Raw genomic sequence first — 13887 nt, forward strand, 5'->3', positions numbered from 1 at the left:
GTGGCGGTGGCTTCCGTCGCGATGACCGTCCTGGTGGCGACCGTCCCCGTTTCAATGGTCCGCGGGATGACCGTCCCGGTGGGGACCGTCCGCGCTTCAATGGCCCCCGTGACGATCGCCCGCGTTTCAACGGCCCTCGTGACGACAGGCCGCGCTACGACCGTCCCCGTGACGATCGTCCGAGCTATGACCGTCCGAGGGACGACCGTCCCCGCCATGACGGTCCCCGTGACGACCGTCCGCGCTACGACCGCCCGCGCGATGACCGCCCGGCCCGTGATGACCGGCCGCGCTACGACCGTCCCGCCGGCGACCGCCCGCGTTACGACGGTCCGCGCGATGACCGTCCCCGTGGTCCGCGGCGCGAGGACGACCGGGGCGGCTTCCGCCGCGATGACCGTCCTGGTGGCGACCGTCCCCGTGGCGACCGTCCCCGTGACGACCGGCCGCGTTACGACCGTCCCCGCGATGACCGCCCGCGTGACGACCGGCGGGACGACCGTCCCCGTGGTCCGCGGCGCGACGACGACCGTCCCCGCGACGACCGCGGCTACGGTCGGCGGCCCGCTGTCGAAGGGCGCGGCCGGTTCGAGAGCCGGGGCGGCCGGGACGAGCGGCGCGATGAGCGGGAGCCGATCCGCCGGCTGCCCATCCCCGACGAGGTCACCGGCCACGAGATCGACTCGAGCGTGCGCCAGGAACTGATGAGCCTGCCCAAGACGCTCGCCGACGACGTGGCGCGCAACCTGGTCATGGTCGCCCGGCTGCTGGACGAGGAGCCCGAGCAGGCGTACGCGTACTCGCGGATCGCGCTGCGGCTCGCCTCGCGTGTCGCGGCCGTACGGGAGGCAGCGGGCTTCGCCTCGTACGCCAGTGAGCGTTATGCCGAGGCGCTGGCCGAATTCCGGGCCACCCGGCGGATGACCGGCACGGTGGACCTGTGGCCGGTGATGGCGGACTGCGAGCGCGGCCTGGGGCGTCCCGAGCGGGCGCTGGAGATGGCGGGCGCGCCCGAGGTGCACAAGCTCGACAAGGCGGGCCAGGTCGAAATGCGCCTGGTGGCCGCGGGTGCCCGGCAGGACCTGGGGCAGGCCGAGGCGGCCGTCGTGACGTTGCAGAGCTCGGAGCTGGCGTCCAGCGCCGTGCATCCGTGGACCGCGCGGCTGCGGTACGCGTACGCCGACGCGCTGCTCGCCGTGGACCGGGAGTCCGAGGCGCGCGAGTGGTTCGCGAAGGCGCTGGAGGCCGACCAGAACGGCACCACCGACGCGTCCGACCGCCTCGCGCAGCTCGACGGGGTGGAATTCGTCGACGCCTTCGACGACACCGACGAGACGGACGAGCCCGAGGCGGCGACCGGTAGGCCGTCCGGCACGAAGGACTCCGACACCGCCGTTGTCACCGACGACGACGAGGGCGCCGCCGGCGATGAGGACGAGGACGAAGGCGAGGACATCGCCGACGAGGACGACACGGAGGAGACGGACGGCAAGGACGCCGACCTGACCGACGAGGCCGACCCGGCGTCATTCCTCGACTCGCCGTTCCGTGAGCCCGCACCGGGTGACAAGGACTAGTCCGGCGGACTGGCACGAGGAGGGCGGCACCCGCCACTGTGGGTGCCGCCCTCCTTTTTTGCGCGCGTCGGCTCAGACGGCCCGGTCAGCCCAGGTCGAGGCACCGCATGACCAGCCCGCTGGCCGGCTTCGGTCCGAAGGACGTCGATTTGCGCGGCATCATCACGCCCTGCTGGGCGAGTTCGAGCACGACGTGCTCGCGTACCGGGTGCATCAGCACTGCCGTGCCCGCGTGCCGTTCCGCCTGCTCGACGGCGGCATCGGCCGCGTGGATGTAGCGGATCTCATCGGGGGAGCCGGGGGAGTCGGGGATCCGCCAGACGTGGTCGAGCAGCACGGTGTGCAGGACGGCGGCGTCGAGGCGCCGCCATTGCGGCGGGCGGTCGGCGGGCACGAGGCGGTCGAGCACGCCGGGGTCCGCGCGGTCCAGCAGGTGGAAGCCGCCGTCGCCGGCCAGGACGAAGGCGTTGCCGTCCCGCGCGGCGTCGGCGAGGGCGCCGAGGGCCTCGCCGAGGCTGTGGCCCGGCAGCGCGCGCACCCGGAAGTACGGGCGGGCGGCGTCGAGGGCGCGGTCGAGCGGCAGGCGTTCCAGCACCCGGTGGATGGCCCGGACCCGCAGCGGGTGGCGGGCGGTGTCGACCAGCAGGACGAGGCCGTAGTCCCACGCGGTGCCCGGCGGGTGCGCGGCCCGCAGCCTGCGGTAGGTGGCCCAGCGGTGGTGGCCGTCGGCGATCAGGGCCTGGCGGCCTGCCAGGTCGGCGCGGATCGCGTCGACCTCCGCCGGGTCGGTGAGCGACCACAGGCGGTGGCGCACGCCGTCCTCGGTCGTCGTGGCGAGCAGCGGCTCGCGGGTGCCGGCGGTGCGCTCGACGAGGGCGGCCGTCGCGTCGCCGTCGCGGTAGGCGAGCAGCAGGGGTTCGAGGTTGGCGTGGGTGGCGCGCATCAAGGCCGCGCGGTCGGCGACCGGGCCGGGCATCACGTCCTCGTGCGGCAGGACGACACCGCGCTCCGGCGGGGTGATCCGCAGGGCGCCGATGACTCCGCGTTGCAGGTGGTCGCCGTCGCGCTGCTCGTAGACGTACAGCGCGGGGCGCGGGTCGGCGGCCAGTACGCCCGCGTCGCGCCAGGCGGCGAGCGTGCGGGCGGCCTTGCGGTGCCGGGCGGCCGGTGACTCGGCGTCGGGAAGGATGAGGCGGACGACGTTGTACGGGTCGGCCGTCTCCAGGTGGCGCTGTCCGTCCGGGCGGACGACGACGTCGTACGGCGGCGACGTGACCGCCGCGAGGCTGCCGACGCGCTCCGCGGCGTACCGCAGGCCGCGGAAAGGGATCAGCCGCAGGCCCTGCTCGCCATCAGGACCGGGGTGGGGTCCGGAGTCGGGTCCGGGGTAGGGACCGGGAGTGCTCATCAGCGCATGCTACGTGCGGCGGCGCGATGAGGGATGATCAGGACGACGACGACATACCGAGGAGCGAGCCCGCCCATGACTCACCGGACCAGTCCGAGCGGCAGCGACCAGCCGCTCGACACCGCGTACGACACGGCGCTGCTCGACCTCGACGGTGTCGTCTACACCGGAGGCGACGCGATCGCGCACGCGGTGGACTCGCTGGCCGCGGCCGGCTCCGACGGGATGCGGCTCGCCTACGTCACCAACAACGCCGCCCGCACCCCGGAGACGGTCGCGGAACACCTCACCCGGCTCGGCGTGCCGGCCGACGCCGAGGACGTCATCACCTCGGCGCAGGCCGTCGCCCGGCTCATCGCCGATCACGTGCCGGCCGGGTCGAAGGTGCTGGCGGTCGGCGGGGAGGGCCTGTTCGCGGCGCTGCGCGAACGCGGGCTCCAGCCGGTCGAGTCCGCCGACGACAGCCCCGCGGCGGCCGTTCAGGGCTACGGGCCCGAGCTGCGCTGGTCGCAGCTCGCGGAGATGGCGCACGCGGTGAACGCCGGGGTGCCGTGGTTCGCCTCCAACACCGACCTCACGATCCCCAGCGCGCGCGGCATCGCGCCGGGGAACGGCGCGGCCGTCGAGGTCGTACGGATCGCGACCGGCGGTTCGCCGCAGGTGGCGGGCAAGCCGCTGCCGCCGATGCACCGGGAGACGGTGCTCAGGACCGGGGCGAAGCGGCCCCTGGTGGTCGGCGACCGGCTCGACACGGATATCGAGGGGGCGTACGCGGGCGGGGTGGACTCGCTGCTCGTCCTGACCGGGGTCACGAAGCCGGCCGATCTCATCGCGGCCGAGCCGCACCACCGGCCGACCTATGTCGCGGCCGACCTGCGGGGGCTGCTCGTCGCTCACCCGTCCGTCGAGTGGGACGGCTCCCGTGCGACCTGCGGCGGTTGGACCGCCACCGCGTCGGGCGGTTCCCTGGATCTCACCGGGTCCGGTGAGACGGCCGACGGCCTCCGCGCGGTGTGCTGCGCGGCCTGGTCCCTCGCCGATTCTGCGTCGTCCGACCTCGACCCCTCCAAGGCGCTGGCCCGCCTGGGCCTCTGACGGCACCCGTGCGGTGCCTTTCGTATGGGCGGCGAGTTCCGGCTGCCCGCGCGAAGGATGCCGCTTGCGGTGGCGTTGCGCCGCCGTCGCCGCCACCGTGGCTTTTCGCGCGGCTCCCCGCGCCCCTGGCGATTGCCCCTTGCGGCGGGTGCTTGCCTGCGGCGCCATCTTGGCTGGCCGCGCCGTTCCCCGCGCCCCTACGGGGCTCGGCTCTTCCGCCGAGGGCAAGCGAGCTTTTCAGGGGCGCGAGGAACTGCGCGACCAGCCACGACGCGGCCGCGGGCAAAGGAAAAACAGGACGCGGCACCCGCTCAGGAGTGCGGGGAACGGAGCGCTCGGCCACGGCGGCGGGAGAGAAGTGACGCCACCGCAAGTGGCAACCACCTGGAGCGCGGGGAATTGCCCGACGAGCCACGGCGAACCATCGGGTGGAAACGGGCAGCCACCCCCCCAGGGGGCGGGGGGAACCGCCCGCGATCCGGGCGGCCGGGGGAAGGGTCAGGTCGCCACGAGAAGCGCGTCCTCGGACGTACCGTCGCGCCAGTAGCCGGCGAAGGCGACCGCAGGTCGCGGGAATGCGCGGGCACCGACGAGGTGTCGGCGGACCTCCCGGACGACCGCCGCCTCCCCGGCCACCCACGCATACGGCGCCCCCGCCGGAAACGCGGCGGCGGCGAGAGCCGCGGGCAGGGAGGCGGGCCGGGTCAGCCACGTGACCTCCGCGTCGCACTTCGTGGCGAGGCCGATGCGGTCCCCGGGATCGCCGACCGAGATCCACGCCTTGACCACCGTGCCGGCCGGCAGCCACTCCAGGATGCCCGCGACGGCCGGCACCGCCGTCTCGTCGGCGCACAGCAGTACCCAGTCGGTGTCGCCCGGCGGTTGGAAGTCGACCCCGCCGTTGTCGGGCACGACGGGCGCGAGCACGGTGAGCCGGTCACCTGGTACGGCCCGGGCGGCCCACCGGGAGGCGGGGCCGAGGTCGCCGTGCAGTGCGAAGTCGATGTCGACCTCGACGGGATCGCGCCGCGCGTCCCGAATCGTGTAGGTGCGCATGATGCCGCGCACCGCCGGGTCGAGGGCGCGCCAGCGCGGGTACCAGTCGGCGTCGAGGAGGTCGGGGAGGACGGGCACGTCCTGCCCGTCCTGCGGCAGGAAGAGCTTGAGCCGCTGGTCCCGCCCGCCGCTGACGAGCGCGTCGAGGCCGGGGCCGCCGAGCACGATCCGCAGCAGGCCGGGGGAGAGCCGGTGGGTGCGCAGCACACGGGTGTGGAAGAAGTCGTAGGTGGGCGCGGCCATGACCTCAGCTCACCCTCTTCACGTCGGAGGCCGACAGCGGCGTGGAGGCGGGGGACAGGTTCATGGTGGCGCACCGCTCTGCTCGGAGGAGTCAATAAGGTGAGGCTAACCTAATCTCCATGAAGGGTGACCGTGAAGGGCGGCACGACCCGATGCGGTGGCGGCCCCCGACCGTCACCGCCCTGGCGGCCCGTCACGTGCGGCCCGTCACGTGCGGCTCGGCTCCGGCTCCGGCTCCGGCTCGGGCTCGGGCTCGGACAGACGCGCCGCCGCGCGGCGGCGCCGGGGAAGCAGCAGCGGAGTCGCCAGCAGGAGTACGCCCGCCAGGCCGATCGCCGTACGCGGGCCGAGCAGGGCACCCAGCACGCCCCACAGCGCCGTCAGGAGCGCGGCCGAGGCCTTGGTCGTCACCGCCCAGGCGGACAGCGTGCGGGTCACCCGGTCGGTCGCGGTGCGCTCCAGGCGGTAGGTGGCGTAGACCGGGTTGAAGACCCCGCAGCAGAAGATGAGCCCGAGCTCGACACCCATCACCAGCAGCAGCCCTCCGGTGCCAGGACCCAGGAAGGCCAGGCCGACGGGCCAGAGCGCGCGCAGCGTTCCGGCCACGGCCAGGACCCGGAGCTGCCCGAACCGGGTGGCGAGCGGCCGGGCCAGCCGTGAACCGAGCAGCCCGCCGATCGAGGGCGCGGCGAAGGCGAGGCCGTACTGCCAGGGCGCGAACCCGAGCCGGCCGAGCATCAGGACGGCCAGCAGCGGATCGGCGGCCATGACCAGGCCGTTGAAAAGGGCGGTGTTGAACAGCAGCGGGCGCAGCGTCGTGTCGGCGAGGATGTACCGCCAGCCGTCGAGCAGGTCCACAGCCCGCATGCGTGCGGCCTCCCGGCGCTCGGGCAGCGGCTCGTGCCCGCCCGTCGCGCGGATGCCCAGGGCCGAGAGCAGATAGCTGACCGCGTCGGCCACCACCGTCGCCACCGGGCCGAGGAGCCCGATCGCGGCGCCGCCCAGCGGCGGTCCGACGATCGTGGTCGTCCAGGCCGTCGACTCGAACCGGGCGTTGGCGACGAGCAGGTCCTCGGCCGGCAGCAGTGACTTCAGGTACGCGCCGGAGGCCGCGCGGAAGGAGATGTCGGCCGCCGCGACGACGACCGAGACCAGCAGGAGCTGGACGAAGGTGAGCACGCCGAGCGCGAACGCGGCGGGGATCGTCAGCAGTGCCGCGAACCGCGCCAGGTCCATCGCGACCAGCACCGGCCGCTTCCGGCGGAATTCCACCCACGGGCCGAGCGGTACCGCCACGACCGCGCCCACCGCCACCCCCACGGAGGAGAGCGCGGCGACCTCGGCCGGTCCGGCGTGCAGCACCTGGATGGCGATCACCGGGAACGCGCCGAAGGCCAGCCAGGTACCGAGCGCGCTGGTCCCGTACGCTCCCCAGAGCCACCCGAACCGCCAGCCCAGCCGCTGGCCGAGGAGATGCCCCAGCCGGTGCCCGCTCTTCATGCCCGCCGCCCCCTCGTTGCCCTGCTGTACAACCGATCCGTGATCGGACGTATCAAAGCGAGCCCCGTACCCGGGGATCAAACAACCACAGGGCCACCCAGCCACAACCGATGGTTGTGCCCTTAGGGTCTCCGGTATGGACCTCGACACCGTCCGGACCTTCGCCGCCGCCGCGGACGCGGGGCAGTTCCAGGAGGCCGCCGCCGAGCTGGGGGTCACCCAGCAGGCCGTCTCCAAGCGCATCGCCGCACTGGAGCGCGACCTCGGGGTGCGGCTGTTCACCCGTACCGCGCGCGGCGCCGAACTCACCATCGACGGGCAGGCGTTCCTGCCCCACGCCCGCGAGCTGCTGCGCGTCGCCGAGCGGGCCGGCGCGTCCGTGGGTGCCGGCCGCCGCCCGCTGCGCGTCGACGTGATCGCCTCGCGCAGCGCGCAATCGGGCCTGCTGCGCGGCTTCCACCGCGCACACCCCGACATCGACCTCGACGTGGTGATGCTGTTCGAGATCGAGACGGCCGTCGCCGCCATCCGGTCCGGCGCGATCGACGCGTCCTTCCGCGCGGTCGCCGCGCCCGGCCGGCCCTTCCCCGAGGACATCGCGTCCGTCCGGGTGGTCGACGAGCCGCTCCAGCTGCTCACCGGCCCCGCCCACGCGCTGGCGGGCGCCAGGTCGGTGCCCCTGGCCCAGCTCGCCGGGCACCGGATCTGGATGCCCGGCATCGTGCCCGGTACCGAGTGGGGCGCCTACTACGACGACCTCGCCGCCGAGTTCGGCCTCACCATCGAGGCGACCGGCCCCAACTTCGGCTCAGACGCGCTCCTGGACACCATCGCCGACACCCCGGCGCTGGCCACCTTCATGGGCGAGCCCACCCGCATCGTCTGGCCCGCCGGCTACGGCCTGCGCCGCATCCCGGTGACCGACCCGGTGCCGGTCTACCCGCACTCGCTCCTCTGGCACCGCGACAACCCCCACCCGGCGCTGGCCACCCTCCGCGCCCACCTCGCCGCCACAGCGGCCGGCCACGACGCCCCCGGGACCTGGGCGCCGCGCTGGGTGATCCCGCACTGAACGCCGCCGCGCGGCGGCCGCCGTGTCGGCCCGTCGATGAGGCGACATCCCCCGTGACGACCTTCCCGGGAGGTCCTGGACGACTGCCCGAAATGCCGATACGTCGACAGAATGATCAAGACCGCGGACGGTTCCGGGCATTCCTGGAGACGACCGGCGGGTCATCACGTGTGAGCCGAGTGTCGACATATCCGGCCGTTCCCGCGTCATCGGCGTCCGGCCCACCGCGTGCGGCAAGTCGACAATGCGGCAGGCGGCTTGCCCGGCCGGTCGAGCCTGAGCAGTGCGGGCGATGGGCGGCCTCCGGGCCATCGGGGTGGCGCCTGACGGCCCGCGGTCGCGCACGACCTCGGCCAGGCTGCGGGGGGCGCCGAGCCCCGGCACGGTCACAGCAGCGAGCGCAGCCGCATCACGTCGCGCAGGCCCGCCTGGACCTTGACCCGTCCGCTGCCCCAGGCCTTGGCGAAGCTCAGCTGGCCGCCGACCATCGCCACCAGGTCGTCGCCCGACATCGTCAGCCTGATCTGCGCCTTGTCGGCCGGTGTGCCGGGCACAGTGACCACATCGGTGATCGTCCCGTCGGCGAGCCGCCCCACGAAGGTGATGTCCAGATCGGTGATCCGGCAGCTCAGCGAACGGTCGAAGGCAGTGGCGGCACGGACGTCGCCCTGTGCCCGCGCCATGTTCAGCGACAACTGGTCGAGTGCGGCGCGGCACTCCTCGATGGTGGCCATCGGCGCGGTCTCTCCCGGTCGGACGGTACGTCCGGACGACGGTACCGCAGGGCACCGTCAACGGGCTGTGGCGGCGGAAGGCGGTAGCGTCATGACCACGGTGGTCCGCCGCGCGGTCCGCCGGGTGAACGATGTGTCAACGGCGAGGCGAGGAGTGAGAGCGATGCGGGACGCGCTGCGTACCTGTCTGCAGATCGCGGGCGGCCTGACCGAGGCCACCCGCCGCCGTACGGTCGACGCGGCCAGGGAGCTGCTCGACCAGACCGGCATCGACGTCGATGCCGTGCAGCGGAAGATCAATTCCGCCATCCCGGCCGAGGTGCAGACTCTCGCCGACGAACTGATGGCCACCGGACGGGCCAACCGCGACCTGCTGGTCGGGCTGATCCGCGAGGAGGTCGACAAGACCATGAGCCGGGTCGGCCGGCTCGCCGACGAGGTGACGAAGGTCGGCGTCGTGCTGGAAACGCTCGAACGCCGCATCCGTAACCTGGAGTCGACCGACTCCGGCGGCGACGGCGGCGCCCGTGCCGGTGCCGGTACTGCTCCCGCTGAGCCCAAGGGCGCGCCCTCCGATCCCGCGCCGCCGGTCCAGCGCGTGCCGGTCGAGACCGAGCCAGCCCGGTCCGCGACCGCCAAGGAGACCGCCCCGGCGGCGAAGAAGGCGGCGCCCGCAGCCCGTAAGACCGCCGCGGCGAAGAAGGCCACCACCACCAAGTCGGCTGCCGCCCACAAGACGACGGCGACCAAGAAGACCGCGGCAGCCAAGAAGACCGCGGCGACGGGGCAGACGGCGCCGGCGCCCGCGGCGAAGAAGACGCCGGCCGCGAAGAAGACCGCCGCGCCCGGCGGCACGCCAACTGCCAAGAAGACTGCGCCCGCGCCCGGCGGTACACCGGCCGCGAAGAAGACCGCGGCCGCGGTCGGCGGGACGGCCGCCGCGCCCGGCGGCACGACCGCCGCGAAGAAGTCCGCGGCGAAGAAGGCCACCGCGGCCGGCGCGAAGAAGGCCGCGTCCGCGACCGGCGGCACCTCGGCCGCGAAGAAGTCGGCCGTGGAGGCCGGCGGCACCACCGCCGCGAAGAAGGCCACCCCGGCGACCGTCGCCAAGAAGACCGCGGCGAAGAAGTCCGCCGCAAAGAAGACCGCGTCACCGGACGTCACCGGCGATGAGTGAACCCACCGCCCCACCGGGCGCGTACGGCGGCGACACCGGGGCCGCGCATCCCGGAGAGGCATCCGCGCGCCCCGAGCCGCTGGGGGTGACGGTCGCCCCCACGGGGAATGCTGAGGTCGACGCGGCGACCAGCCGCCTCGCCGACGCCGATGAAATGCCGACGCAGTCGCACATCGAGGTGTACGAGGATGTGCACCGCGGGCTGCGCGACGCGCTCGCCGCGCTGGACGAGAACAGGAGCTGAACGGTACGTGGCAGTGGCACGACGCCGACTCGACGCCGAGCTGGTGCGCCGGAAACTCGCGCGCTCGCGGGAGCACGCAAGCCAGCTGATCGCCGCGGGCCGGGTGACGGTGGGGGGTGCGACCGCCACGAAGCCCGCCACGCAGGTGGAGACCTCGGCCGCCGTCGTGGTGGCCGAGGACGGGGGCAGCCCCGACTACGTGTCGCGCGGCGGCCACAAGCTGGCCGGCGCGCTGGCCGCGTTCCAGCCCCTGGGCCTGGCGGTCGAGGGCCGCAGGGCGCTGGACGCGGGCGCCTCCACCGGCGGCTTCACCGATGTCCTGCTGCGGGCGGGCGCGGCCCAGGTGGTCGCGGTCGACGTGGGCTACGGCCAGCTCGCCTGGTCGTTGCAGAGCGACCCGAGGGTCGTCATCAAGGACCGCACCAATGTCCGTGAGCTGACGCTTCAGCACATCGACGGCGAGCCGGTCGACGTGGTCGTCGGGGACCTGTCGTTCATCCCGCTCGGCCTGGTGCTGCCGGCCCTGGTGCGGTGCGCCGCGCCGGACGCGGACCTCGTGCTGATGGTCAAGCCGCAGTTCGAGGTGGGCCGGGAGCGGCTGGGCAGCGGCGGGGTGGTCCGCAGCGCGCAGCTGCGGGCCGAATGCGTGACGAAGGTCGCGGGGCAGGCGGCGGAGCTGGGCCTCGGCGTGCTCGGGGTGACCGCGAGCCCGTTGCCCGGCCCTTCGGGGAACGTGGAATATTTTCTGTGGCTGCGCGCCGGTGCGCCCGTACTGGACCCGGCCGATGTCGACCGTGCTGTGGCGGAGGGGCCGAACCGGTGACCATCAAGAGCGACGTAGAGGACCGTACCGTCTTCCTGCTGACCCACACCGGCAGGGCCGCCGCGATCCGCAGCGCCGAGCGGGTCGTCCAGGGCCTGCTGCGCTGCGGGATCGGTGTGCGGCTGCTCGCCGACGAGGCCGCGGACCTGCCGCTGCCCGAGGCCGTGGAGCAGGTCGACGTGGCCGGCCCCGAGGCGGTCGAGGGCTGCGAGCTGATCATCGTGCTGGGCGGGGACGGGACACTGCTGCGGGGCGCGGAGTTCGCCCGCGCGTCGGGCGTGCCGCTGCTGGGCGTCAACCTCGGCCGGGTCGGCTTCCTCGCCGAGGCGGAACGCGACGACCTCGACAAGGTCGTGGACCGGGTCGTCACCCGGGAGTACGAAGTCGAGGAGCGGATGACCCTCGATGTGCTGGTGCGCAACGACGGCCGCATCGTGCACACCGACTGGGCGCTCAACGAGGCCTCCGTCGAGAAGGCGTCGAGGGAACGGGTCCTGGAGGTCGTCACCGAGGTCGACGGCCGCCCGGTGTCCCGCTTCGGCGGCGACGGCGTCGTCTGCGCGACCCCGACGGGCTCCACCGCGTACGCCTTCTCGGCCGGCGGCCCCGTGGTCTGGCCGGAGGTCGAGGCGCTGCTCATGGTCCCGATCAGCGCGCACGCGCTGTTCGCCAAGCCGCTGGTGACCTCGCCGCGCTCGGTGCTCGCCGTCGAGGTGCAGCCGGAGACGCCCAACGGTGTGCTGTGGTGCGACGGCCGCCGTACGGTCGAACTGCCCGCGGGGGCCAGGGTCGAGGTCAGGCGCGGCGCCGTCCCGGTCCGGCTGGCCCGGCTTCACCACGCCTCCTTCACCGACCGCCTGGTGGCGAAGTTCGCCCTCCCGGTGGCGGGCTGGCGCGGCGCCCCCCGCTAGGGCCGCGGCACTGGCGCATGGCGGGGTGAAAGGCCGTCGCTCGGCGGCGGGCGTCGCGCCGGGGCCGGGAAACCTCGTATGGTCGTATCCGTGTTGGAGGAAATGCGGATCCGGTCGCTTGGAGTCATCGAGGACGCCGTGGTGGAACTGTCACCCGGCTTCACCGCGGTGACCGGTGAGACCGGCGCGGGCAAGACCATGGTCGTGACCAGCCTCGGCCTGCTGCTGGGCGGCCGGGCCGACCCCGCCCTGGTGCGGATCGGCGCCGCTGCGGCGGTCGTCGAGGGCCGGATAACGATGGCGCCGGACGCGCGCGCCGCGATCCGCGCCCAGGAGGCGGGCGCGGAACTCGACGATGGCGCGCTGCTGATCAGCCGCACGGTGTCGGCGGAAGGCCGCTCCCGGGCCCACCTCGGCGGCCGTACGGTCCCGATCGGGCTGCTCGGCGAACTCGCCGACGACCTGGTCGCGGTGCACGGCCAGACCGACCAGCAGGGCCTGCTGCGGCCGGCCAGGCAGCGCGAGGCCCTCGACCGCTACGCCGGGCCCGGCGTCGTCGCGGCGCTGGAGAAGTACGGCGCCGCCTACCGCAGGCTGCGCGATATCGCCACGGAACTGGCCGAGCTGACCACCCGGGCCAGGGAACGGGCCCAGGAGGCGGATCTGCTGCGCTTCGGCGTCGAGGAGATCGCCGCGGCCGAGCCGCTTCCGGGCGAGGACGCCGACCTTGCCGCCGAGGCCGAGCGCCTCGGGCACGCCGAAGCGCTGGCCTCCGCCGCGACCCTCGCGCACGCGGCGCTGGCCGGAAATCCGGAGGACCCCGAGGGCGTGGAGGCCGGCACGCTGGTCGCCGGCGCCCAGCGCGCCCTGGACTCGGTCGCCGCGCACGACCCCGACCTGGCCGTGCTCGCCGGGCGGCTGGGCGAGGTGGGCATCCTGCTCGGCGACGTGGCGGGCGAACTCGCCGGTTACGCCGACAAGCTGGACGCCGACCCGCTGCGGCTCGCCGCGGTCGAGGAACGCCGGGCCGTCCTCGCGCACCTGGTCCGCAAATACGGCACCGACATCGACGCGGTGCTCGCCTGGGCCGGGCAGAGCGGGTCCCGGCTGGCCGAGCTGGAAGGCGACGACGACCGCATCAGCGGACTCACCGCGGAGCGGGACGCGCTGCGCGCCGAGCTGAGCGGCCTGGGCCAGCAGCTCACCGACCTGCGGACCGAGGCCGCCGAGCGGTTCGCCGTCGCCGTCACCGCCGAGCTGGCCGAACTGGCGATGCCGCACGCCCGGGTCACCGTCGCCATCCGGCAGACCGAAGCGGTGGATGCCGAGTCGGGCATCGAGATCGGGGGGCGGGCCGTCGCTTACGGGCCGTCCGGCGCGGACGAGGTCGAGCTGCTGCTCGCCCCGCACCCCGGCAGCCCTGCCCGGCCGATCGCCAAGGGCGCGTCCGGGGGTGAGCTGTCCCGGGTGATGCTCGCCGTCGAGGTGGTCTTCGCCGGGTCCGACCCGGTGCCGACGTATCTCTTCGACGAGGTGGACGCCGGGGTCGGCGGCAAGGCGGCGGTCGAGGTCGGGCGCCGCCTCGCGCGGCTGGCCCGCACCGCCCAGGTCGTCGTGGTCACCCACCTGCCGCAGGTCGCCGCGTTCGCCGACCGGCAGCTCCTGGTCGAGAAGACCAGCGACGGGTCCGTCACCCGCAGCGGTGTCACCGTCCTGGAGGGCGAGGACCGCATCCGCGAGTTGTCCCGCATGCTTGCGGGCCAGGACGATTCTGTGCTGGCGCGGGCCCATGCCGAGGAGCTTCTGGCTACCGCCAGAACCTCCCGCTGACCTTGCGGTCGGCCTCGTAGTCAGCCCCCGCCGGGGCGCGGGTGGTCGCCGGCCGGGTGGGGGCTGTTCGGTGTGCTCCGGGCCACCGGGCGGTGGGTGGTTGCTCGCGCCGTTCCTCGCGCCCCTGGCGGTTGTCCTGTGCGGCGGGGCCGAGCCCCCGCCGGGGCGCGGGTGGTCGCCGGCCGGGTGGGGGCTCGTTCGGTGTGCTCCGGGCCAC

Annotated in this window: 12 protein-coding genes and 1 pseudogene; 8 read left to right on the top strand and 5 right to left on the bottom strand. The window is 74.2% G+C overall.

Annotated features, from left to right (window positions below; genetic code table 11):
- Positions 1-674: pseudogene (locus V7E46_RS26975) on the bottom strand (hypothetical protein); the annotation flags it as partial.
- 15 nt (positions 675-689) lie between these two features.
- On the opposite strand from V7E46_RS26975, the gene V7E46_RS26980 reads away from it, so the two are divergent.
- The gene (locus V7E46_RS26980) at positions 690-1577 is read left to right on the top strand and encodes a hypothetical protein (RefSeq protein WP_333770838.1); all 888 of its coding nucleotides are present in this window, start codon (positions 690-692) and stop codon (positions 1575-1577) included.
- Positions 1578-1662: 85 nt separating this feature from the next.
- On the opposite strand, the gene V7E46_RS26985 is transcribed toward V7E46_RS26980, so the two are convergent.
- Positions 1663-2985 (bottom strand): DUF1015 domain-containing protein, encoded by a 1323-nt coding sequence (locus V7E46_RS26985; RefSeq protein ID WP_333770839.1) that lies wholly within the window; start codon positions 2983-2985, stop codon positions 1663-1665.
- A gap of 75 nt (positions 2986-3060) precedes the next feature.
- Here V7E46_RS26985 and V7E46_RS26990 point away from each other — a divergent pair, with 75 nt between their 5' ends.
- Positions 3061-4080 (top strand): HAD-IIA family hydrolase, encoded by a 1020-nt coding sequence (locus V7E46_RS26990; protein ID WP_333770840.1) that lies wholly within the window; start codon positions 3061-3063, stop codon positions 4078-4080.
- Between the two features lie 498 nt (positions 4081-4578).
- On the opposite strand, the gene V7E46_RS26995 is transcribed toward V7E46_RS26990, so the two are convergent.
- Together V7E46_RS26995 and V7E46_RS27000 are read right to left on the bottom strand one after the other, a co-directional pair.
- Positions 4579-5379 carry a siderophore-interacting protein gene (locus V7E46_RS26995; RefSeq protein WP_333770841.1) on the bottom strand — a complete coding sequence of 267 codons (801 nt, stop codon included), beginning with the start codon at positions 5377-5379 and terminating at the stop codon, positions 4579-4581.
- Between the two features lie 207 nt (positions 5380-5586).
- Entirely contained in the window at positions 5587-6879 is a 1293-nt protein-coding gene (locus V7E46_RS27000) for an MFS transporter (protein WP_333770842.1), read from the bottom strand.
- 136 nt (positions 6880-7015) lie between these two features.
- On the opposite strand from V7E46_RS27000, the gene V7E46_RS27005 reads away from it, so the two are divergent.
- The gene (locus tag V7E46_RS27005) at positions 7016-7951 is read left to right on the top strand and encodes a LysR family transcriptional regulator (RefSeq protein WP_333770843.1); all 936 of its coding nucleotides are present in this window, start codon (positions 7016-7018) and stop codon (positions 7949-7951) included.
- Positions 7952-8337: 386 nt separating this feature from the next.
- Here the strand turns inward: V7E46_RS27005 and V7E46_RS27010 are convergent, their stop codons facing one another.
- A complete protein-coding gene (locus tag V7E46_RS27010) occupies positions 8338-8685 on the bottom strand; it encodes an SCP2 sterol-binding domain-containing protein (RefSeq protein WP_333770845.1) in 348 nt (115 codons plus the stop codon).
- A gap of 163 nt (positions 8686-8848) precedes the next feature.
- Here V7E46_RS27010 and V7E46_RS27015 point away from each other — a divergent pair, with 163 nt between their 5' ends.
- The 5 genes from V7E46_RS27015 (at position 8849) to recN (ending at position 13670) form a co-directional block, all read left to right on the top strand.
- Complete coding sequence (locus tag V7E46_RS27015) at positions 8849-9862, top strand: histone (RefSeq protein WP_333770846.1); 1014 nt, start codon at positions 8849-8851, stop codon at positions 9860-9862.
- Positions 9855-10106: a hypothetical protein gene (locus tag V7E46_RS27020; protein WP_333770847.1), complete on the top strand. Its 252-nt coding sequence runs from the start codon at positions 9855-9857 to the stop codon at positions 10104-10106. Before V7E46_RS27015 ends, V7E46_RS27020 begins: the two co-directional genes overlap by 8 nt.
- Before the next feature lie 13 nt (positions 10107-10119).
- Positions 10120-10929: a TlyA family RNA methyltransferase gene (locus V7E46_RS27025; protein ID WP_333770850.1), complete on the top strand. Its 810-nt coding sequence runs from the start codon at positions 10120-10122 to the stop codon at positions 10927-10929.
- A complete protein-coding gene (locus V7E46_RS27030) occupies positions 10926-11840 on the top strand; it encodes an NAD kinase (protein ID WP_333770848.1) in 915 nt (304 codons plus the stop codon). The genes V7E46_RS27025 and V7E46_RS27030 overlap by 4 nt, the downstream gene beginning before the upstream one ends.
- Positions 11841-11918: 78 nt before the next feature.
- Positions 11919-13670, top strand: a complete 1752-nt coding sequence (gene recN, locus V7E46_RS27035) for a DNA repair protein RecN (protein WP_333770849.1) — start codon at positions 11919-11921, stop codon at positions 13668-13670.
- Positions 13671-13887: the final 217 nt, after the last annotated feature.

This window comes from Streptomyces sp. IBSBF 2435, from assembly GCF_036815005.1.
Lineage (GTDB): Bacteria > Actinomycetota > Actinomycetes > Streptomycetales > Streptomycetaceae > Actinacidiphila.

Bases quoted from the DNA above. Each gene is read 5' to 3' on its own strand.
- V7E46_RS26985 (WP_333770839.1), bottom strand. From the start codon at position 2,985: ATGAGCACTCCCGGTCCCTACCCCGGACCCGACTCCGGACCCCACCCC.
- V7E46_RS26990 (WP_333770840.1), top strand. From the start codon at position 3,061: ATGACTCACCGGACCAGTCCGAGCGGCAGCGACCAGCCGCTCGACACC.
- V7E46_RS26995 (WP_333770841.1), bottom strand. From the start codon at position 5,379: ATGGCCGCGCCCACCTACGACTTCTTCCACACCCGTGTGCTGCGCACC.
- V7E46_RS27000 (WP_333770842.1), bottom strand. From the start codon at position 6,879: ATGAAGAGCGGGCACCGGCTGGGGCATCTCCTCGGCCAGCGGCTGGGC.
- V7E46_RS27005 (WP_333770843.1), top strand. From the start codon at position 7,016: ATGGACCTCGACACCGTCCGGACCTTCGCCGCCGCCGCGGACGCGGGG.
- V7E46_RS27010 (WP_333770845.1), bottom strand. From the start codon at position 8,685: ATGGCCACCATCGAGGAGTGCCGCGCCGCACTCGACCAGTTGTCGCTG.
- V7E46_RS27015 (WP_333770846.1), top strand. From the start codon at position 8,849: ATGCGGGACGCGCTGCGTACCTGTCTGCAGATCGCGGGCGGCCTGACC.
- V7E46_RS27020 (WP_333770847.1), top strand. From the start codon at position 9,855: ATGAGTGAACCCACCGCCCCACCGGGCGCGTACGGCGGCGACACCGGG.
- recN (WP_333770849.1), top strand. From the start codon at position 11,919: ATGGTCGTATCCGTGTTGGAGGAAATGCGGATCCGGTCGCTTGGAGTC.